Origin of the sequence: Pseudonocardia sp. C8, from assembly GCF_014267175.1 — a bacterium.
Taxonomy (GTDB): domain Bacteria; phylum Actinomycetota; class Actinomycetes; order Mycobacteriales; family Pseudonocardiaceae; genus Pseudonocardia.
The window spans coordinates 173,031-193,616 of the sequence record NZ_JACMTR010000002.1 but is presented as its reverse complement, the minus strand read 5'-3'; the positions used below and the strand labels follow the sequence as shown (position 1 = coordinate 193,616).

The window sequence follows — 20,586 nt, the reverse complement described above, 5'->3', positions numbered from 1 at the left end:
CCGGGCCGGGCACCGGTCGGGTCCTAGGGTGCCGGGCGCACCGATCCGACGACCGCGGCGCAGGCCGGGGCCGGTGGCGCGCCCGCGGGCCGGCGGCAGCCGACGACGAGCTGGTCCGGGGCCTCCGGCAGGACGTGCCAGTCGACGACCGTGCCGTCACCGGGCCGCTGGGTGTAGCCGAGGACCGTCCGGCCGGCGACGACGACCGGTGCAGGTGGCGTGACACCGGCCTCGCCGGCCAGCAGTGCCGCCAGCTCACGCCGGAGCCGGATGGGTTCGCGGGCGGCGTCGTACGGCAGCGGGCTGCGCTCGACGACGATCAGGTCGGCCCCGTCCGGCCGGCCCACCGGGGTGAGCAGGACGCGGCGCCGGCCCGGATCGCCGCCGGTGTGCTCCCAGCCGGCGGGCAGGGCGGCCGCGTATCCGTACTGGACGACGACCGCGTCCTCGGCCGGCGCCGGCCGTTCCGGGCCGCCGAGGGCCAGCCCGGCGGCGACGAGCACCGCCCCGAGCACGGCGACGGCGGGGAGGAGCAGCCGCCCCCGGCCCGGACGGTCGGTGCCCGGTGGTTCGCCGCGGCCGGAGTCCCCGGGCTCGCCGCGGCCGGTGTGCCCCGCCCCGCCACGGCCGGCTGCAGCACCCGGGACGGTGCAGCCGTCACCCGGCGGCCCGCCGCCCGATTCCCGGAACCGGGCCGTGGCTGCCGGGCTCCGGCTCACCTGCGCGAGCAGGCCCGCGCCGAGCAGGGCCGCCCCGAGGACCGCCGCGGTGTCCGCGCCCGCCCCGGGGACGGCGGCCGGGTCGTCGTCCGCCCGCGGCCCGGCGGTCCGGACCGGGCAGGGTGCGGCCGCGGCCACCGCGGCCACCCAGCCCGGGTCGTCGGCGGCCCGTTCCCCGGCCACGACGACCTCGACCGCCCCGGCCCGGCACGCCACCGCCCGGAGCACCGCGACGTCCCGCACGTCGCCCCGGGCCACCCCTCCGCCACCGCCCGGGCTCGCCGCCGCTCCCCGGCCGTTGCGCGGGTTCGCCGCTCCTCCCCGGCCGCCGGGGCTCACCCGGGTGACGATCCCGTCGTCGACCACCGCCACCTCGGTCCCGGCCGTGCCCGCGTCGACCACGAGCACCGGCCCGGCCGGTGGTGGCGGTCCGACGGCGAGCACGGCGACCGCGACCGGCACCGCCATCACCCGGGGCACCCCGGGGAACGCGCCGCCCGGCGTCGTCCCGACCCGCACGACGACGGCGGGCGGCTCGTCACCGAAGAAGTCGTCGACGGCCCGGCCGGGCGCGGTCCCCGGTGGCGCGGCGGCCAGCAGCCGGACCCCGCCGGCGTCCGCCGCGGCGAGCAGCACCCGCGACGGACCGGTGTGCACCGCCACCGCGAACCCGGTCACCCCGGATCGGCCCAGGCCAGCTGCATCCGGCGCGCGCCGGCGCGCCGGTCCACCAGCACGGCGCGGCCCGGCGGCATCGGCTCCGGCTTCACCTTCTCCAGGAGGGCGCCCTCGTCCGGGCTGCCGGAGCCGACCAGCCCGGGCGCCCCGAGCTCACGCAGCCGGCCGAGTACCGGGTCGAACAGCGCCCGCCCCGCCCCTCCGGTCCGGCGGGTGACCACCACGTGCAGGCCGACGTCGCGGGCCTGCGGGAGGAACTCGGTGAGCGGCAGCAGCGGGTGCCCACCCGTGCTGCCGGCCGCCGGGACGACGATGTCGTAGTCGTCCACCAGCAGCCAGACGTCCGGGCCGCTCCACCACGACCGCTCGCGCAGCTGCTCGGGCGTCACGTCCGGCCCGGGCAGCCGCCTGCCCAGCGACCCGGCGATCTCCGCGCAGGCGTCCGCGCCGGCCTGCGCGGTCGCGGCATGGACCAGCAGGTGGGTGTCCGGGACGCCGCCGAGCAGTGTCCGCCGGTGGTCGACGACGACGATCCGAGCCTCGTCGGGCGTCCACCGCGCAGCGATGCCCCGGGCCAGCAGCCGCAGCAGGTTGGTCTTGCCGCCGCCGGAGTCGGCGAAGCAGAGCAGGTGCGGTTCGTCGGGGTCGAGCTCGACGGTCGCGAGCCGGTCCTCGTCGACGCCGAGCGCGGGCCCGCGGCCGGGGCCCGGCGGCAGCTCCGTGACCGTGATCCGCTCGGGGAGCAGGCGGGCCTCCGGCATCCCCGGCCCGGCCCACGCCGCGGCGACGTCCGGGGCGAGGTCGGCGCCGGACGCCCGGGCCGGGGCGGCGAGCACGGCGGCTGCACCGTCCGGGGCGAGGGCGTGGCCGGGCCGGGCGGGCACGTCGGCGGCCCGGCGGCGGTCCACGACCGAGTCGGCGGGGTCGCCGAGCCGCAGCTCGAGCCGGCTCCCCAGCTGGTCGGCGAGCGCCGGCCGGAACTCGGCCCAGCGCCCGGCGGACACGGCGAGGTGCACGCCGTAGGCGAGCCCGCGCGACGCGAGGACCGTCAGCTTCTCGTCGAGGTCCTCGAACCCGGACCGCAGCGCGGGATACCCGTCGACCACCAGCAGCAGGTCGGTGCACGGCTCGCCGGACAGCCCGCCCGCGGCCCGCCGTGCCCGGTACTCCTCGACCCCGGCGATCCCGTGCGCGGCGAACAGCTGCTCCCGGTGCTCGACGGCCGCCACGGCCTCCGCGACGACCCGGCGCACGAGATCGGTACGGCGGCGCCCGGCGACGGTGCCGACGTGCGGAAGGGCGGCGAGCGACCCGAGCGCGCCGCCGCCCAGGTCGAGGACGTGCACGCCCAGCTCGTCCGGCGTGTGGGTCAGCGCCAGCGCGAGGACGAGCGTGTGCAGCGCCGTCGACTTCCCCGACCGCGGGCCGCCGACGACGGCGAGGTGACCTGCGGCCCCGGACATGTCCACCACCAGCGGGTCCCGGCGCTGCAGGTACGGCCGGTCGACCAGGCCGATCGGCGCCGCGAGCCGTCCGGCCGGGCCGGGCGCCTGCAGGCCGCGGCCCGCGCGCGTCACCGGGTCGCCGAGCACCGTGGGCAGCGGGGGCGGCTCCGCCAGCGGCGGCAGCCACACCCGGTGCGCCCGCGGCCCGGGGCCGGAGACCGCGGCGACGATCCGGTCGAGCACCGTGACCGGGCCGCCCCCGTGGTCGACGCCCGGCGGTGCCTGCCCGCCCGAGCGCGCGGGGCCGGGCGCCGGTCCTCCCCGGCGCATCGCGCCGGCCGGCGCGTCCCCGGGGGGCCGCCCCGGCTCCGCGACCGGCCCCGCGCGGAACGGCAGCACCCGCCGCGGCGTGGCCACCCGCCGCCGCTCGTCGGGCCGCCCCTCCGGCCCCGAGACGTAGGCCGCCCGGAACCGCACCAGCTCGTCGGTGCCCGCGGACAGGTAGGCGGCACCGGGCGTCGGCGGGAGCAGGTGCGCGTCGGGCACGCCGAGCACCGCACGCGACTCGGCGGCGGAGAACGTGCGCAGCGCGATCCGGTACGACAGGTGCGACTCGAGCCCGCGCAGCCGCCCCTCCTCCAGCCGCTGGGAGGCGAGCAGCAGGTGGATGCCCAGCGACCGGCCGAGCCGGCCGACGGTGACCATCAGGTCGATCATCTCCGGGCGCCGCGCGAGCAGCTCGGAGAACTCGTCGACCACGACCAGCAACGACGGCAGCGGTTCCCGCACCGTCCCGGCCCGCCGGGCGGCCTCGTAGGCGTCGACCGACGCAAGGTTCCCCGCCGCCCGCAGCAGCTCCTGCCGCCGGTTGATCTCGCCGGCCAGCGCGTCGGCCATCCGGTCGACCAGGGTCAGCTCCTCGGCCAGGTTGGTGATCACCGCGGAGACGTGCGGCAGCCCCGCCAGGCCCAGGAACGTCGCGCCACCCTTGAAGTCGACGAGCACGAGGTTGAGCTCGTCGGCGGCGTGCGTGGCGACGAGCCCGAGCACCAGCGTCCGCAGCAGCTCCGACTTGCCCGAACCCGTCGCCCCGAGGCAGAGGCCGTGCGGCCCGGCCCCGCCCTGCGCGGACTCCTTGAGGTCCAGCAGCACCGGACGCCCGGCCGGATCGGTGCCGAGCGGCACCCGCAGCCGTTCCGCCGGTCCGCGGCGGCGGCGCAGCTCCACGACCGACGCCGGGTCCACACGGGACAGGCCCAGGAGTGCGGGCAACCCCTGGGTGTCCGGTGTCGACGGAGCGTCGGCGTCCGCGGCACCCTCGGGCCGGTAGCGCGCCAGCCGCCGGGCGAGTGCCAGCGCCTCCGCGACGGTGACGGCGTCCGCGGTCCCGATGCCGGTGCCGCCCGGTCCGCCGCGCCGCAGCGTGCGGGAACCGCCCGGACCGGTCCCGGTGGCGAGCCGCAGCACCGACGCCGCGGGCCGCCGCCCGCCGGACGGGCCGAGCCGCAGCACGGTCACGCCGGGCAGGCCCGCCCAGGCCCCGGGCGTGTCGGCGGCGCCGTCGAGCACGACGAGCAGGTGCCGGCTGGCCGACGACGGCTCGTCGACCCACCACCGGCGCACCCGGTCGGGGTCGTCGGTGATCATCCGGACCGGCCCGACGGCGTCCCGGAGCCGGGGATGCTCGACGTGCGGCAGCCACTTCGCCCAGTCCCACCGGGCCGCGGCGACTCCGGGGGCGACGACGGCCAGCCGGGCGTCGTCCGGTCCGTGCCACAGGACGTACTGGGCGACGATCGCGCGGGCCAGGTCCGGCACCGGGCCGGGCGGGCGGCCATCCGGGTCGGGCTCGAGCCAGATCGTCGCCGCCGCCCGGACGTCCACCGCGACCGGCAGGTCCGCCACCGTGGAGCGGCGCCGGAGGAAGCGGCGCAACGCGAGCGCGGAGAGCGGCTCGAGGGTCTCGAGTGGACCGGTCTGCGGGGCGACGAGCCGGGTCGCGAGCCGCTGCGGGCCACGGCCTGCGCGGAGCCTGCCGAAGTCGTCGTCATCGGGGCGGCGCTCCCAGAGCCGGCCGGTGGCCAGCACTTCCGGCCAGGCCCCGGGTTCCGGGTGCACGGTCTCGAGGGCCCGGCGCTGCCGGTCGGCGATCTCCGCCGCCGTCCGGTCGAGGACGCCGAGGTAGCGCAGGTAGTCGCGGCGGTCCTCGTCCATCGCCGCGGTGCGGGCGCCGGCGCCCCGCCCGCCGCCGGACACCAGCATGCCCACCGCCGACAGTGCGAACATCCCGCCGAACAGCCAGGAGCTCGCGTCACCCCGGCCGACCACGACGAACAGCAGCGATCCGGCGATCATCACCAGCGGGAGCAGCCGCTGGGCGAGACCGCCCGGGACCGGGCGTTCGGGCTCGGGCGGCGGCTCCAGCACCAGCTCCCCGCCGGGCAGCTCGGGCACCGTCCGCCGCGGGCGCCGCACACCGACCGTTCCCGCCACCGCGCCTCCCCGGGCGATCACGACTTCTCCCGAACGCCCGCGGCGACCGCCGGGACCGGCGAATACTCGCAGCCGCCCCGGGGTGCCGGGGCCGTTTCGGACAAGTGCTCGGGAGCCGCCCATGACGACCGTCCTGCCGTCGCGGCCGGTGCCTGCCGCCGACCCGCACTCCGGACGCTGGGTGCGGTCCACCGTGCTCACCCCGCGGGGCCGGGTGGACCTGGCGCTCCCCGCGGACGTCCCGGTCGCCGAGCTGGTCCCCATGGTGCGCGAGCTGGTCGGCCGGCCGTCGCGGGCCGGTGTCCCGGAGGCCTGGCGGTTCACCGGGGCCGCCGGTGGCCCGCTGCCGCCGGACGCGACGCTGCACGAGCTCCGGGTGCGCGACGGCGACCTGCTCCGCCTCGGTCCGGCCGGCCCGGCGCCCGCTCCCCCTGTGCGGGACGACGCCGCCGAGGCCGTCGCGGACGCCGTCCGCGAGGCGGGCACCGCCGCCGGGGACGCCCGGTGGGCGGGCCCGGCGGCCGCGGTCGTGGTCACGGCGGCCGCCTGCGCGGTGCTCTCCACGGTGGACGGTCCGCTGCGCCCTGCGGCCGCGGCGACCGCGGCCGCAGGCGCCGTCGTGGCGCTGATCGTGACCCGGCGCTCGCATGTGGACGGTCACGCGCCGGCGGGTGCGGGCCTGTGCGCGGTGCCGGCTGCGGCGACTGCGGGGCTCCTCGCCCTGCCCGGGCCACCGGGGGCGGGCGCGCTGCTGCTGGCCGCGGCCGCCGCCGGGCTCGTGGCGGCGGCCGGCCAGGCGCTCCGGCACGCCGTGTGCCCGGCCCTGCTCGCCGTCGCGCTGGCGTGCACCGGGACGGCCGCGGCCGCGCTCGCCCGGCTGCTGCTCGACGCCCCGCCGGGCGCGGTCGCCGCCGGGCTCGCCGCGCCGGCGCTCGCGGCGGGGCCCGTGCTGCCCCGGCTGGCGCTGCGGCTCGCCGGTGTACCGGCCCCGGACGTCCCCGCCGACGCGGACGGCCTCCCCGGGGCCGAACGCGTCCTGCCCCCGGACGTGCTCGCCGCCCGGGCACGGCTCGCCCGCGGGCTCCACGCCGGCACCCTCGCCGGCACCGCGCTGCCGGCCGCGGGCGGGTCGGCGGTCGCGGCGGCGGTCGGCGGACCGCCCGGGGCGCTGCTGCTCGCGGCGACGGCGGCGGTGCTGCTCCTGCGCGCCCGGGCCCTCGTGGAGCCGGTCCCGGCGCGGCTACTGGCCGGGACCGCCGTGGCCGCGGTCGCGGCGGCGGCCGTGCCGGCGGCGCTGGCGGTCGCCCCGGCGGTCCGGATCGGTGTCGCCGCGGGCCTGCTGTTGGCCGTGGCGGCCGGGGCGGCCGCGGCCCGGGCGACCCCGTCCCCGCCGGCCCGGCGTGCGCTGGACGTCACCGAGCTCGTGCTCACCGCGGCCGCGATCCCGGTGTCGCTCGCTGCGATGGGCGTGTTCGCCCTGGTCCGCGGGCTGTGACGGGGCCGCGCGCGACGGTGGCGGCCGCCGTCGCCGGGGTCGTCGCGGTGGCGCTGGCATGCCCGGCCGCCGGTGGGACCGCGATGCCCGCTCGCCCTGCCGCTGCCGGCTCCGGCCCACCGGGTGCGGTGGCGGACGCGGGCCCGCCGCGCACCGCCCACCCCGCCGAGCTGCGCGCACGCTCCGCCGCCCCTCGCGCGCTCCCGGCCGATCCCGGCGCACGCCCTGCAGGTCCCGGGACGGGCCCGGCCGGCGCCCGCTCCGCGGCCCCGGCCGCGAGGTCCGCGCCCCTCGACCGACCGGCACCCGTCGTGGACCCGGCGCGACCCGAGCAGCGGAGCGCCTGGTCACCACCCGGGTCCGAGCCCGCCCCACCCGGCCCCGCCGACGGTCTCCGCCGGACCCGTCCCTGCAGCCCACCCGGCGCGGGCGGGCCGGGGGCGGCCACCGGTGCGGTGCCGCGGCCCCCGGCGGACCTCGCCACCGGCGCCGGCCGGCTGGTTGCGGTGATCGACACCGGGGTCGCGCCGGTGCCGCGGCTGGCCGGCAGGCTGCGCGGCGGCGGGGACTACCTCGCCGGCGGTGACGGCCTCGACGACTGCGACGGCCACGGCACCGGTGTCGCGCTCCTCCTCGCCGGAGCCGCCGACCCCGCGACCGGGGCCGGGGCCGGGATGGCCCCGGCGGCGCAGCTGCTGTCGCTGCGCCAGTCGTCGGGCCGGTTCACCGTCCGGGGCGACGACGGGGCCGACCGCCCGGCGGGCGAGGTCCGGACGCTGGCCGCGGCGATCACCCGGGCCGTCGCGCTCGGCGCCTCGGTGATCAACGTGTCGGAGGTCGTCTGCGTGCCGGCCGACCGGCTCGACGACGCCGGCGCCGCGCTCCGTGACGCCGTCGCGGCCGCCGCGCGGGCGGACGTCCTCGTCGTCGCCGCGGCCGGGAACCTCGACCCGTCCGGGACGTGCACGGGCGCTGCGGGGCTGCGGCCGCTGCCGGCGTCCTACGACGGCGTCCTGGCCGTCGGCGCGGTCGACGGGAACGACCGCCCGGCGGCGTTCTCGATCCCCGGACCGTGGGTGGACCTGGCCGCACCGGGTGTCGACCTGCCGGCACCGGCCGGGCCGGGCGGCGCCGTCGTCAGCGGGACGTCCTACGCCGTGCCGCTCGTGGCGGGGACCGCCGTGCTGCTGCGCGAGCGCTTCCCGATGCTCAGCGCGGGCCAGGTCGCCGACCGGCTGCGGGCCACCGCCCGGCGCCCGGCCGCGGGCCGCGACGACCGGGTCGGCGACGGCGTCCTCGATCCGGTCGCCGCGCTCACCGCGGAGCCGCTGCTGCTGGTCCCCGGATCCGGATCCCGGGTGGCGGGCGGGGTGTCCGACGGCCCGCGCACCGGTGCCGGCGACCCGGCCCCGGACCGCGCGCCGCTGCCGGCCCCGCCGCCGCACGCGGAGGAGCTTCCGGCGGTCGCCGCGGTCGGCGCGGTTGCCGCCGCCGGTGGGGTGCTCGTGCTGGTGCTCGCGGGCCTGCGCCGCCGCTCCGAGCGCTGACCGGGCGCCCGCGGTCGCGCCCGTCGGGTCGCTGGACCATCGGGTCGCTGCACCCGGGCAGCCCGCCGGCGCCGGGCGGAGCGGCACCACCGCCTCCCGCCCCGGCGCCGAGGTGGACGCGAACGTCGCGGTCGTGATGCCGACCGTCACGGGCCTGCGTGCCCGGCGACATCCGGGGCGGGCACGCGACGGCCGCCGGCCCCACGGATCAGCCGGGGACGTCCGCGACCTCCCGCGCGGCGGCGACGTCCAGCACCCCCGCCCGCGGGAGCAGCCGGACGATCTCCGCGGGGGCGTTGCCCGGCGTCCCGATCCCGAGCGCCGCGGCGGTCGGGTCGTCGGCGACGCCGTACAGCGCCCCGGACGCGGCCAGCAGCCAGCGGGTGCCCCCGCCGGCACCGGTGTCGGGCGACCCGGCGCGCAGCGGTCCGGGCCCGGACGGCGGGAGCACCACCTCGTCGAGCCCCGGACCGGCGCCGTCGGCGCCGGCGAGCGTCACCGGCACGGCACCGGGCGCGACCGGCGGCCGGTCGCCGGCGACGAGCCCGCCCCGGCCGTCCCGCCAGGTCCGGCACAGCACCGGGCCGGGCGGTCCGCCGTCCACCCGGCTGCCCGGCCAGGCGTCGGCGCCGGGCAGGGCGGTGACGGGCGCGGCAGCGACCCGGCCCTGCGGGAGGGTCACCGGACGTCCCTGCCCGGTCCGCGAGAGGACGGCGTCCGCGAGCGTCACCGGGACCGGCGCGAGGCCGCCGTCGGCCACCACGTAGTAGGCCTCGGGCGCCCCGAGCGGCTGGTTGACGACGACCTCACCGGCCCGCCCGAGCCCCGGTACCTCGCCGGGTGCGGGCACGGGCACCCGCAGCGGCGGGCCCTCCGGGATCGCGGACAGCAGTCCGTTGCCGACCCGGCGGACCGGCGCCCCCGACAGGCCGAGCCCGGACCGGACGTCGCGGTCGGCCGGGTCGACGCGGTGCCGGCGGCCGTCGTGCACCAGGTAGGTCGCCCCGCCCTCGGCGGTGAGGAGCAGCGCCGGTCCGGGGCCGTCCGGGGTGGTTCCGAGTGCCCCGGCGAGGACGGTCGCCGTCCCCGCGGTGTCGCAGACCGCCCACACGGCGGGGACCGGGACACCGTCCAGCGCGACGCCGACCGCGCCGGGTACCGCGGCCGGCGGGGTCCGCGGCGCCGCCGCGAGCTCCCGGTCGGGGACCGTGGCCGGGGTCGCCGTGGCGCCGTCGGCCCGGCCGAGCGCGGCGAGGACCAGCCTCCCGGCGACCGGGTCCGCGACCGGGACGAGTCGCAGCGGGTCGTCGGCGACGGCGTACAGCACGCCGCTGCGCTCGCCCCGCACCAGCGCCTGGTGGCGCCAGTCGGTCGCCGGTGCGACCCGGGCGAGCAGCGCGGCCACGCCCAGCGCGAGCAGCCCGACGAGGATCCCGGCGAACACCGCGCGGCGCTGGGAGCGGATCTGCTCGTGCAGCGGGATCGGGTCGGCCCGCACGAGCGCGGCCTCCAGCCGGCGCAGGCCGAACCGGTAGGCGTCGACGTGGTCGCGGGTCGCCGGGGCGCGCGGGACGCGCGCGCGGGCGGGGTCGGGACGCACCGCCCGGACGGTAGGCATCCGGACACCTGCCCGGCGGGGAACGGGGCCCGGTGCGTAGAACCACTCAGCGGACCGGTGCGCGATCCACGCGGTCAGGGTTCCGTACGCCGATGACGCTGCCTCGGTGCGTTCCGCGGAACGCGGCCCGGCACGACCGGACGTTCCGCGGAACCCCGACCGGCCCCACACGACGTTCCGCGGAACGCGGCCGGGCCGCCCCTCCCGGTGCGCAGGAACGTTCCGCGGAACGCGACCGACGGCCCGCCACGCCGACCGGCCCCTACCCCCGATCGAGCAGCACCGCGACGGCCTCGCGTGCCTGCCGCGCCGGTTCCGGGCTGCCCGTCACCGCGGCCGTCACCATCGCCCCCTCGGCCAGCAGGAACACCGGCTCCACGCAGGTCGACCCGGCCGCCCTGACCCACCCCCGCAGCTGCTCGGCGAACGCGTGCTTGTGGGCGCGCACCTCGGCCCGGACCGCCTCCGAGGACGGCCCGAGCTCACCGAAGGCGTTGATCCAGGCGCAGCCGCGGAACCCGGGTTCGGCGAACCACCGGGCCAGCCAGTCGAATACGGCGAGCACGCGCTCCCGCGGATCGGCGACGCGCTCGACCGCCGCGGCGAGGTCGCCCCGCCAGCGGACGTCGCGGCGCCGCAGGACCGCGGCCACCAGTGCCTCCTTGCCCGGCACGCTCCGGTAGATCCGCTTCAGCGGCAGGCCGGAGGCCGCGCGGACGCGGTCCATCCCGACGGCCCCGATCCCGTGCTCGTAGAAGAGCCGTTCGGCCGTCGCGAGCAGCAGCTCCCGGTCCTGCTCGATCCGGTCCTCGGTGAGCGGCGCGGGCACGGGCTCCTCCTTGACGTCGAGAACGCTCGTTCTCTAGCGTAGCGCACCATCGAGAACGAGCGTTCTCGACAGGGAGGAGCGCTGCCGTGACCGACGACCGCCCGCCGTACCCACCGTTCGACGAGGAGAGCGCGCGACGGAAGGTCCAGGCCGCCGAGGACGCCTGGAACACCCGCGACCCGCAGCGGGTGGCGCTCGCCTACACACCGGATTCGGTGTGGCGCAACCGGGACACGTTCCTCACCGGCCGGGACGAGATCGTCGCCTTCCTGACCGCCAAGTGGGAGCGCGAGCAGGACTACGCGCTCCGCAAGAGCCTCTGGGGGTTCCGCGGGAACCGGATCGCGGTCCGCTTCCAGTACGAGTGCCACGACGCGGCCGGGCAGTACTGGCGCAGCTACGGCAACGAGCTGTGGGAGTTCGACGACCGCGGGCTGATGCGCCGCCGCGAGGCGAGCATCAACGACGTCCCGATCACCGCAGCGGAGCGGCGGATCCACGGGCCGCGGCCGGCGGAGGAGCACGGGCTCGACATCCCGCTGCAGTGACGACTCCGCAGTGACGACTCCGCACCGACGACACCGCACCGACGACACCGCAGTGACTACTCCGCCACCCCGATGTCCTCGTTCCACAGCTCCGGGCGCTCGCCGACGAACGCGGTCATCATCGCCACGCAGCGCTCGTCGTCGAGCACGGTGACCCGCACCCCGTGCTCGGCGAGCCAGCCGTGCCCGCCGTGGAACGTCCGGGCCTCCCCGATCAGCACCGCACCGATGCCGAACTGCCGGATCAGCCCGGAGCAGTACCAGCACGGCGACAGCGTGGTGACCATCGTCGTCGACCGGTAGTCGCGCTGCCGGCCGGCGGCGCGGAAGGCGGCGGTCTCGCCGTGCGCGGACGGGTCGCCGTCCTGGACCCGGCGGTTGTGCCCGCGCCCGAGCACCTCCCCGTCCGGCCCGACGAGTGCGGCGCCGATCGGGATCCCGCCCGACGCCAGCCCGGCCCGGGCCTCCGCCACCGCCACGTCCAGCCAGCTCGGGTCCATGCCGCGAAACCTAGTAGTCGTACGGGTTCCCGGTGGCGCGACCGCCCGCCAGGATCGCCGGCATGCGGACGAGCACGAACGTGGCCCTCCAGATCGGCACCGTGGCGGCCTTCGCCGGGCTCCGCCTGATCGCCCCGGGCTGGTTCCTGGCCATCATGATCTTCACGATCGTCGGGGTGCTGCTGCCGCTGGTCCCGGTGGTGCTGTCGATCGCCGTCGCCCGGCGCAGGATGCTGCCGCGTCCGGTCGCGGCGCCGTTCGTCTCCTGCGCCGGTTTCCTGCTGCTGGGCGGGCTGGTCATGCCCGACTTCGACGACGTCGACGCACACGCCCCGGTCCTCGTGCTGCTCGGCCGGGCCGACGGGCCGGTCCCCGAGGTGCTCTACGGGCTCGGCATGCTCGCCGCCCTGGGCTGGCTGTGCTCGCTGCTGTGGCTGGGGGTGGCCCTCGCCCGGAACACCCGGCCGGCCGGTCCGCCGCACCCTGCCTGGGGCCAGGTCCCGCCCGCACGCTGAACTCAGGACACCCCGGGGCTCCGGATCCGGCGGGTCGTCTCGGCGCGGGCGGCCAGCTCGTCGTCGGGCGGGTAGTCCACCCCGGTCAGGGACAGGCCGTGCGGTGGCGCGACCGTCACCTCCGACGCCCGGGACGTCCGGTCGAGCAGCCCCGCCGGCCAGCCCACCGGCCGGTGCCCGCGCCCCACCTCGAGCAGGGCCCCGACCAGGCTGCGGACCATCGAGTGGCAGAACGCGTCCGCGGACACCGACGCGACCAGCACGTCCGGCTCCCCGGGTGCGGGCGCCCACGCGAACCGTTGCAGCGCGCGCACCGTGGTGGCGCCCTCGCGGCGCTTGCAGAAGGCGGCGAAGTCGTGCTCGCCGAGCAGCAGCCGGGACGCCGCGTTCATCGGCTCGGGGTCCAGCGGGTACGGCCACGCGACGGTCTCGCGGGCCCGCAGCGGCTCCGCCCCGTACGGCGCCGTCGTGACCCGGTAGCGGTAGTGCCGGCGCAGCGCGGAGAACCGGGCGTCGAAGGCGTCCGGGACCCGGGTGACGGCGCGGACCCGCACGTCGGCCGGCAGGAACCGGTTGATCCGGCGGAGCAGGTCGTCGACCTGCGGGTCGAGCCACTCGGGGAGCTCGACGTGCGCGACCTGCCCGGACGCGTGCACCCCGGCGTCGGTCCGCCCGGCGACGGTCAGCCGCAGCGGGGTCCGCAGCACGGTCGAGAGGGCCTCGGTGAGGACGCCCTGGACGGTCCGCCTCGTCGGCTGGGCGGCCCACCCGGAGAAGTCGGTGCCGTCGTAGGCGATGTCGAGCCGGACCCGCACCGATCCCGCGGAACCGCCGGCCCCGGACACGCCTGCCTCGGAAACGCCGCCGGGCCCGCCGTCCGAGGGGACGGCGGGCCCGGGGGCGCGGTGTGGCTGGCTCAGGAGCCGGACTCCTGCTGGGACGCCGGCTTCGAGAAGCCGGCGGCCTCGGCCGCCTCCTCGGAGGCGAACCAGACCTCGGGCACGGTCCGGTCGTAGTGCGACGAACCGGGCACGTGGTAGAGCTTCGAGTCCGCGTTGCCCTTGATCTCGAAGCCCTCCGGGGCCTGGGACGGGTCGTCCAGCGGGGCGTGGCTGCCCTCGCCGTACGGCGCCTCGGTGGCCTCCGTGGTGGTCTCCTCCGCGTCCGCCGACCCGGTGGGCTCGGCGACCTCCGGCTCGGCCTCGGCGGCGGCCGGCGTGGCCGTCGCGGCCTGCGAGGCGGCCGCGCGGCGGGCGCGGTTCGCCTCGTCGGTGACCGTCTTCTGCTGGACCAGCTCGATGACCGCCATCGGGGCGTTGTCACCCTTGCGCGGCATCGTCTTGGTGATCCGCGTGTAACCACCGTTGCGGTCCGCGAAGAACGGGCCGATCTCGGTGATCAGGCGGTGCACGACCGACTTGTCGCGGATCACCTTCATGATCTCGCGGCGGTTGTGCAGGTCGCCGGCCTTGGCCTTGGTGATCAGCCGCTCCGCGTACGGGCGCAGCCGCCGGGCCTTGGCCTCGGTGGTGGTGATCCGGCCGTGCTCGAACAGCGAGGTCGCCAGGTTGGCCAGGATCAGCCGCTGGTGCGCGGGTGACCCGCCGAGGCGGGCACCCTTGGTGGGCTGGGGCATGGCTACAACTGCTCCGTTTCTGCGTAGTCCTGACCGTCGTCACCGAAGGTGTCGGGGTCGAACCCGCCGCCGTCGGCACCGTAGTCGCTCGCCGCCGCCGACGGGTCGAACCCGGGCGGGCTGTCCTTGAGGGCCAGGCCGAGGCCGACGAGCTTCATCTTGACCTCGTCGATCGACTTGGCGCCGAAGTTGCGGATGTCGAGCAGGTCCGCCTCGCTGCGGCCGACGAGCTCGCCGACCGTGTGGATGCCCTCGCGCTTGAGGCAGTTGTACGACCGGACCGTGAGGTCCAGCTCCTCGATCGGCATCGCGAACGCCGCGATGGTGTCCGCCTCCTGCGGGGAGGGGCCGATCTCGATGCCCTCGGCGTCCACGTTCAGCTCGCGGGCCAGGCCGAACAGCTCGACCAGGGTCTTGCCGGCCGAGGCCAGCGCGTCCCGCGGGGTGATGGACGGCTTCGACTCGACGTCGAGGACCAGCTTGTCGAAGTCGGTGCGCTGCTCGACTCGCGTGGCCTCGACCTTGTAGGTCACCTTCAGCACCGGCGAGTAGATCGAGTCGACCGGGATCCGGCCGATCTCGGCACCGGTGGCCTTGTTCTGCATCGCCGGGACGTAGCCGCGACCCCGCTCGACGACGAGCTCGACCTCGAGCCGGCCCTTGTCGTTCAGCGAGGCGATGTGCAGGTCCGGGTTGTGCACGGTGACGCCGGCCGGCGGCACGATGTCGCCGGCGGTGACCGCGCCCGGGCCCTGCTTGCGCAGGTACATGGTCACCGGCTCGTCCTCCTCGGAGCTCACGACGAGCTCCTTGAGGTTCAGGATGATGTCGGTGACGTCCTCCTTGACCCCCGGCACGGTGGTGAACTCGTGCAGGACGCCGTCGATCCGGATGGACGTGACGGCGGCACCGGGGATGGACGACAGCAGCGTCCGGCGCAGGGAGTTGCCGAGGGTGTAGCCGAAGCCCGGCTCCAGCGGCTCGATGACGAACCGGGACCGGGTCTCGGTGACGACGTCCTCGGTGAGGGTGGGTCGCTGAGAGATCAGCATGGTGTGTGCCTCCAATGCACCTGCGGCAACCGCTATTTGATGCCGCAGCTGGCAGTACCCCATGGCCGGCCCTGGCGGGCCGGACGTGCCGCCCCTCCCTGCGGGGCGGCGGGGTGTCGAGCTACTTCGAGTAGAACTCGACGATGAGCTGCTCGGTGACCTGCGTGTCGATCTGAGCGCGCTCGGGCAGCTGGTGGACCAGGATGCGCAGCGTCGACGGGACGACCTGCAGCCACGCCGGGACCGGGCGCTCGCCCTGGGTCTCCCTGGCGATGACGAACGGGTCCATGTTCCGCGACTTGTCCCGCACGTCGATGATGTCGTACTGACCCACCTTGTAGCTGGGGATGTCGACCTTCTTCCCGTTGACCAGGAAGTGGCCGTGGTTCACCAGCTGGCGGGCCATCCGCCGGGTGCGGGCGAGGCCCGCGCGGTACACGACGTTGTCGAGCCGCGACTCGAGGATCTGCAGCAGCTCGTCGCCGGTCTTGCCCTCCCGGCGGTGCGCCTCCTCGTAGTAGGCGCGCAGCTGCTTCTCCTGCAGGCCGTAGGCGAAGCGGGCCTTCTGCTTCTCCTGCAGCTGCAGCAGGTACTCGGTCTCCTTGATCCGGATCCGGCCGTGCTGGCCGGGCGGGTACGGACGACGCTCGAACGCCTGGTCGCCGCCGACGAGGTCGGTCTTCAGCCGGCGCGACTTGCGGGTCATGGGTCCGGTGTAGCGAGCCATGTCTGTACTCCTCCCCCTAGACCCGGCGCCGCTTGGGCGGACGGCAACCGTTGTGCGGCTGCGGGGTGACGTCGGAAATGGTGCCGACCTCGAGGCCGGCGGCCTGCAGCGAGCGGATCGCGGTCTCGCGGCCCGAGCCAGGGCCCTTCACGAAGACGTCGACCTTCTTCATGCCGTGCTCGGCCGCCTTGCGGGCGGCGTTCTCGGCGGCCAGCTGCGCGGCGAACGGCGTCGACTTCCGGGAGCCCTTCAGGCCGACGTGCCCGGACGAGGCCCAGGCGATCACGGCGCCGGTCGGGTCGGTGATCGACACGATCGTGTTGTTGAACGTGCTCTTGATGTGGGCGTGGCCGTGGGAGACGTTCTTCTTCTCCCTGCGGCGGACCTTCTTGGGCGCGGTGCCCTGGCGTGCGCGGGGCGGCATTACTTCTTACCTGCCTTCTTCTTGCCGGCCACGGTCTTCTTCGGCCCCTTGCGGCCGCGCGCGTTGGTCTTCGTGCGCTGGCCACGGACCGGCAGACCCCGGCGGTGACGGATGCCCTGGTACGAGCCGATCTCGATCTTGCGGCGGATGTCCGCCTGGATCTCACGGCGCAGGTCACCCTCGACCTGCAGGTGCTCCTCGATGTAGTCGCGGAGCTTGGTCACGTCCTCGTCGGTCAGGTCCTTCGACCGGAGGTCAAGGCTGATCGCCGTGGCCTCGAGGATCTCCTTCGACCGGGCCCGTCCGACCCCGAAGATATAGGTGAGCGCGATCTCCATCCGCTTCTCGCGGGGGAGGTCGACGCCGGCAACACGTGCCATGCGGCGTGGTCTCCTGTTCGTGTCGTTCCAGGTCTTCCCGGTGTCCGTCCCGTTCCGCCGCTGCGCTGCGCTGACTGTCGTTCCGCTGGCGCTGCTCTTACCGGGCCCCGGCCTGGTTCCGGGGGTGCTACCGGGCCCTCGTGGCCCGGCAGGTACACCGGGGGCTTCTCACGTGCGCGATCCGAGGATCGCGACCCGTGCCGCGGGTCCGCTCAGCCCTGGCGCTGCTTGTGGCGCAGGTTCGAGCAGATCACGATGATCCGGCCGTGGCGGCGGATCACCTGGCACTTGTCGCAGATCTTCTTGACGCTCGGCTTGACCTTCACGTCGTCTGCCTCTGTCCGTTGTTGGCGTGCGTCACTTGTAGCGGTAGACGATGCGGCCGCGGCTGAGGTCGTAGGGCGACAGCTCGACGACCACCCGGTCCTCCGGAAGGATCCGGATGTAGTGCTGGCGCATCTTCCCGCTGATGTGCGCGAGAACCCGGTGACCGTTCTCCAGCTCCACCCGGAACATCGCGTTCGGCAGGGGTTCGACGACCCGGCCCTCGACCTCGATCGCCCCGTCCTTCTTGGCCATGTCCTCCGCTATCCGTGACAGGTGTCGGTTGCTCCGCCCACCGACCGGAGCCGGGGGACGGCACGGTGCGCACGGACGGGCCCGGACCGGGGTGTGGAAACACGACGGAGCCGGCGTCATAGAGCGCACCGGCTGTCCAGTGTACGGAGGTCACCCGGAACGGGTGCACGCGGGGTCTGCGGACGCCTCGGCCCGCCCGGACGTCCGGGGCCGCGGTGGGCGTCCGCACGCGGGACCGCGCCCGCAACGCCACCGACGGTACCGAACGGGACGCCGCCGGGACCAGTACCGGCGCGGCGCCGGACGGCGTCCGGCGCCGCCCCCGGGGTGGGGACGGCGCCGGACGGGTGGGTGGCGGGGAGGCCTCAGTGCCGTTGCTTCGGCCCTCGACCGCCGGGCCTCAGTGCCGTTGCTTCGGCCCTCGACCGCCGGGCCTCAGTGCCGTTGCTTCGGCCCTCGACCGCCGGGCCTCAGAGCCCCTTGAGCTCCTCCGTCACCTCGCTCACCGACGACTTCGCGTCGCCGAACAGCATCGAGGTGTTGTCGGCGAAGAACAGCGGGTTGTCGATCCCGGCGAACCCGGATCCCATCGAGCGCTTCAGCACGATGACGTTGCGGGACTCGTCGACGTTGAGGATCGGCATCCCGTGGATCGGGCTGGACGGGTCGTTGCGCGCCGCCGGGTTGGTGACGTCGTTCGCCCCGATCACCAGCGTCACGTCGGTGCGGGAGAACTCGCCGTTGATGTCGTCCATCTCCTTGAGGGCGTCGTAGGGGACGTCGGCCTCGGCGAGCAGGACGTTCATGTGGCCCGGCATCCGGCCCGCCACGGGGTGGATGGCGTACTTCACCTCCACGCCCTTGCTCTCCAGCAGCTCGGCCATCTCCTTGACCGCGTGCTGGGCCTGGGCGACGGCCATGCCGTACCCGGGGACGACGATGACCTGCGACGCGTACGCCATCTGGATCGCGGCGTCCGCGGCGGAGGTGGCCTTGACGGTCCGCTCGACGCCGTCGTCGGCGGCCGCGGCCTGCGTCCCGCCGAACCCGCCGGCCACGATCGCCGGGATGGTCCGGTTCATCGCGACGGCCATCTGGTTGGTCAGGATCGAACCGGACGCACCGACGATCATGCCCGCCACGATCATCGCGGTGTTGTCCAGCGCGAGGCCGGCCGCCGCGGCCGACAGCCCGGTCATGGCGTTGAGCAGCGAGATGACGACCGGCATGTCCGCGCCGCCGATCGGCAGCACGACCAGCACGCCGACGACCGCGGCGATCAGCAGCACCGCGATGATCCAGATCTCGGCGGCGCCGCCGAGGCCCGCCACCACCGCCGCGGCGACCGCGAGCAGCAGCAGCAGGATGTTGAGCGGCTGCTGGGCCTTGCCCACGCCGATCGGCCGGCCGGGCAGGATCTCCTGCAGCTTGCCGAAGGCGATCAGCGAGCCCCAGAAGGAGATCGAGCCGACGATCGCGGCGAACAGCGAGGCGATGACGACGTAGACGGCGGTGTCGACGAAGCCGTCGGTGTTGCGGAACTCCGCCCAGGCGATGAGCGCGACGGCGCCACCGCCGACGCCGTTGAACAGCGCCACCATCTGCGGCATCTGGGTCATCTTGACGTTCCGCGCGGACGGGACGCCGAGCAGCGTGCCGACCACCAGGCCGACGATGATCAGGATCCAGTTCGCCTGCACCAGCAACAGCGTCGCGACGACGGCGATCCCCATGCCGGTGGCGGCGATCCAGTTGCCGCGGACCGCGGTCTTGGGCCCGGTCAGCCCGGACAGGCCGTAGATGAACAGGGCGAACGCGATGATGTAGAGGATCGGGACGATCACGGCCAGCGGGCCGGTCGCCATGGTCTCCGTGGCAGCCAGGTTCACGAGCCGCTCCCGTCCTTCTCGGCACCGGCCACGGCCTTGCCGGGCTTCTTGCCCTTGAACATGCCGAGCATCCGGTCGGTGACCAGGAACCCGCCGACGACGTTGATGACGCCGAAGGCGATCGCGACCACCAGGATGATCGCGTCGACGACGCCGACCTCCTCGCGGCCGAGGACGACGATCGCGCCCAGCAGCACGATCCCGTGGATGGCGTTGGTGCCCGACATCAGCGGCGTGTGCAGCGTGTTCGGGACCTTCGAGATGACGGCGAATCCGACGAAGCCCGCCAGCACCAGGATGGCGATGTTCGCCAGCAGTCCGGAGTCCATCAGGAACCCTCCTCCTCACGCGTGACGCACGAGCGGGCCAGTACCTCGTCGGAGAAGTCCGGGGACAGCTCGCCGTCGGCGAGCATCAGCTCGAGCAGCGCGGTGACGTTGCGGGCGTAGAGCTCGGAGGCGTGCTCGGGCATCGCCGCGGGCAGGTTCAGCGGGGACACGATCGTCACGTCGTGCCGGACCACGGTCTGCCCCGGCTCGGTGAGCTCGCAGTTGCCACCGGCCTCTCCGGCCAGGTCGACGATGACGCTGCCCGGCCGCATGCCCTCGACGGCGGCCGCGCTCACCAGCCGCGGCGCCGTCCGGCCGGGCACGAGCGCGGTCGTGATCACCACGTCGAACCCGGTGATGGCCTTCTCGAGGGCCTCCTGCTGCTGGCGGCGCTCGTCCTCGGTGAGCTCGCGGGCGTAGCCGCCCTCACCGGCGGCGTCGATGCCGAGGTCGAGCCACTGCGCGCCCAGCGACCGGACCTGGTCGGCGACCTCGGGCCGCACGTCGTAGCCGGTGGTGCGGGCACCGAGCCGCTTCGCGGTCGCCAGCGCCTGCAGGCCGGCGACGCCCACCCCGAGCACCAGCGCGGTCGCCGGCTTCACCGTGCCGGCCGCCGTGGTCAGCATCGGGAAGAACCGGGTCGAGTGCTCGGCCGCGGACAGCACGGCCTTGTAGCCGGCGACGTTGGCCTGCGACGACAGCGCGTCCATGCTCTGTGCCCGGGAGATCCGCGGGATCGACTCCATCGCGAACGCCGTCACGCCGGCGTCGCGCAGCTTCTGCACGGTCTCCGGGTTGGTCAGCGGCGAGAGGAACCCGATCAGCACCTGACCGGAACGGAGCCTGCCGATCTGCTCGTCGGTCGGCGGGTTCACCACCGCCACCACGTCGGCGGCCCACGCGTCGCCGATCTCCGCCCCGGCCTGGGTGTACTCGTCGTCCGGGATCAGCGCCCCGGCACCCGCTCCGGCCTCCACCACGACCTGGGCGCCGCGACCGGAGAGCTTGCCGATGACCTTGGGGACGAGCGCCACCCGGCGCTCACCCTCCCTGGTCTCCTTCGGCACCCCGACGGTGACCGTCCGCTGCGGGCCGTCCCGCTCGGCCTGTTCGTTCATGCGGGGAACCTAGACCACCGGCGGCGGACGGTGGCCCCGAGACGTGATCGGAACTACCCCTCAGT

General features: G+C 76.1%; 19 protein-coding genes and 1 pseudogene. 4 read left to right on the top strand and 16 right to left on the bottom strand.

The window, feature by feature from the left end; all coding sequences use genetic code 11:
* Positions 1-23: 23 nt before the first annotated feature.
* Both H7X46_RS01585 and eccCa read right to left on the bottom strand, forming a co-directional pair.
* On the bottom strand, positions 24-1,397 hold the full coding sequence (locus tag H7X46_RS01585) for a type VII secretion-associated protein (protein ID WP_186357700.1): 1,374 nt from the start codon (positions 1,395-1,397) through the stop codon (positions 24-26).
* Positions 1,394-5,335, bottom strand: coding sequence for a type VII secretion protein EccCa (eccCa, locus tag H7X46_RS01580; RefSeq protein ID WP_370588558.1), 3,942 nt, complete (start codon positions 5,333-5,335; stop codon positions 1,394-1,396). Before eccCa ends, H7X46_RS01585 begins: the two co-directional genes overlap by 4 nt.
* A 121-nt stretch (positions 5,336-5,456) precedes the next feature.
* Between eccCa and eccD the strand changes: the two genes are divergently transcribed.
* Positions 5,457-6,830: a type VII secretion integral membrane protein EccD gene (gene eccD, locus H7X46_RS01575; protein WP_186357698.1), complete on the top strand. Its 1,374-nt coding sequence runs from the start codon at positions 5,457-5,459 to the stop codon at positions 6,828-6,830.
* 455 nt (positions 6,831-7,285) lie between these two features.
* On the top strand, positions 7,286-8,377 hold the full coding sequence (gene mycP, locus H7X46_RS01570) for a type VII secretion-associated serine protease mycosin (RefSeq protein WP_186357697.1): 1,092 nt from the start codon (positions 7,286-7,288) through the stop codon (positions 8,375-8,377).
* A 208-nt stretch (positions 8,378-8,585) separates the two neighbouring features.
* Here mycP and eccB read toward each other — a convergent pair whose 3' ends face one another.
* Positions 8,586-9,977 (bottom strand): type VII secretion protein EccB, encoded by a 1,392-nt coding sequence (gene eccB, locus H7X46_RS01565; protein WP_186357696.1) that lies wholly within the window; start codon positions 9,975-9,977, stop codon positions 8,586-8,588.
* A gap of 280 nt (positions 9,978-10,257) precedes the next feature.
* The gene (locus H7X46_RS01560; protein ID WP_186357695.1) at positions 10,258-10,824 is read right to left on the bottom strand and encodes a TetR/AcrR family transcriptional regulator; all 567 of its coding nucleotides are present in this window, start codon (positions 10,822-10,824) and stop codon (positions 10,258-10,260) included.
* Between the two features lie 86 nt (positions 10,825-10,910).
* On the opposite strand from H7X46_RS01560, the gene H7X46_RS01555 reads away from it, so the two are divergent.
* On the top strand, positions 10,911-11,372 hold the full coding sequence (locus H7X46_RS01555) for a nuclear transport factor 2 family protein (RefSeq protein WP_186357694.1): 462 nt from the start codon (positions 10,911-10,913) through the stop codon (positions 11,370-11,372).
* A gap of 56 nt (positions 11,373-11,428) precedes the next feature.
* On the opposite strand, the gene H7X46_RS01550 is transcribed toward H7X46_RS01555, so the two are convergent.
* Entirely contained in the window at positions 11,429-11,872 is a 444-nt protein-coding gene (locus tag H7X46_RS01550; protein WP_186357693.1) for a nucleoside deaminase, read from the bottom strand.
* 62 nt (positions 11,873-11,934) lie between these two features.
* Between H7X46_RS01550 and H7X46_RS01545 the strand changes: the two genes are divergently transcribed.
* Positions 11,935-12,387 carry a hypothetical protein gene (locus tag H7X46_RS01545; RefSeq protein ID WP_186357692.1) on the top strand — a complete coding sequence of 151 codons (453 nt, stop codon included), beginning with the start codon at positions 11,935-11,937 and terminating at the stop codon, positions 12,385-12,387.
* Between the two features lie 2 nt (positions 12,388-12,389).
* On the opposite strand, the gene truA is transcribed toward H7X46_RS01545, so the two are convergent.
* The 11 genes and pseudogenes from truA to H7X46_RS01490 form a co-directional block, all read right to left on the bottom strand.
* Positions 12,390-13,232, bottom strand: a complete 843-nt coding sequence (gene truA / locus H7X46_RS01540) for a tRNA pseudouridine(38-40) synthase TruA (protein ID WP_370588557.1) — start codon at positions 13,230-13,232, stop codon at positions 12,390-12,392.
* A 233-nt stretch (positions 13,233-13,465) separates the two neighbouring features.
* Positions 13,466-14,023, bottom strand: a pseudogene (gene rplQ, locus H7X46_RS01535) (50S ribosomal protein L17); the annotation flags it as partial.
* A gap of 2 nt (positions 14,024-14,025) precedes the next feature.
* Positions 14,026-15,075 carry a DNA-directed RNA polymerase subunit alpha gene (locus H7X46_RS01530; RefSeq protein WP_186357690.1) on the bottom strand — a complete coding sequence of 350 codons (1,050 nt, stop codon included), beginning with the start codon at positions 15,073-15,075 and terminating at the stop codon, positions 14,026-14,028.
* A gap of 121 nt (positions 15,076-15,196) precedes the next feature.
* Positions 15,197-15,802 carry a 30S ribosomal protein S4 gene (gene rpsD / locus H7X46_RS01525; RefSeq protein WP_186357689.1) on the bottom strand — a complete coding sequence of 202 codons (606 nt, stop codon included), beginning with the start codon at positions 15,800-15,802 and terminating at the stop codon, positions 15,197-15,199.
* A gap of 16 nt (positions 15,803-15,818) precedes the next feature.
* The gene (gene rpsK / locus H7X46_RS01520) at positions 15,819-16,226 is read right to left on the bottom strand and encodes a 30S ribosomal protein S11 (protein WP_186357688.1); all 408 of its coding nucleotides are present in this window, start codon (positions 16,224-16,226) and stop codon (positions 15,819-15,821) included.
* On the bottom strand, positions 16,226-16,606 hold the full coding sequence (rpsM, locus tag H7X46_RS01515) for a 30S ribosomal protein S13 (RefSeq protein WP_186357687.1): 381 nt from the start codon (positions 16,604-16,606) through the stop codon (positions 16,226-16,228). The genes rpsK and rpsM overlap by 1 nt, the downstream gene beginning before the upstream one ends.
* Positions 16,607-16,818: 212 nt before the next feature.
* Positions 16,819-16,932 (bottom strand): 50S ribosomal protein L36, encoded by a 114-nt coding sequence (gene rpmJ / locus H7X46_RS01510; RefSeq protein ID WP_020622917.1) that lies wholly within the window; start codon positions 16,930-16,932, stop codon positions 16,819-16,821.
* A gap of 31 nt (positions 16,933-16,963) precedes the next feature.
* A complete protein-coding gene (infA, locus tag H7X46_RS01505; protein ID WP_010228514.1) occupies positions 16,964-17,185 on the bottom strand; it encodes a translation initiation factor IF-1 in 222 nt (73 codons plus the stop codon).
* Between the two features lie 470 nt (positions 17,186-17,655).
* The gene (locus tag H7X46_RS01500; RefSeq protein WP_370589043.1) at positions 17,656-19,050 is read right to left on the bottom strand and encodes an NAD(P)(+) transhydrogenase (Re/Si-specific) subunit beta; all 1,395 of its coding nucleotides are present in this window, start codon (positions 19,048-19,050) and stop codon (positions 17,656-17,658) included.
* 20 nt (positions 19,051-19,070) lie between these two features.
* Positions 19,071-19,403, bottom strand: coding sequence for an NAD(P) transhydrogenase subunit alpha (locus tag H7X46_RS01495; RefSeq protein ID WP_186357686.1), 333 nt, complete (start codon positions 19,401-19,403; stop codon positions 19,071-19,073).
* Positions 19,403-20,521, bottom strand: coding sequence for a Re/Si-specific NAD(P)(+) transhydrogenase subunit alpha (locus H7X46_RS01490; protein WP_186357685.1), 1,119 nt, complete (start codon positions 20,519-20,521; stop codon positions 19,403-19,405). Before H7X46_RS01490 ends, H7X46_RS01495 begins: the two co-directional genes overlap by 1 nt.
* Positions 20,522-20,586 lie beyond the last annotated feature (65 nt).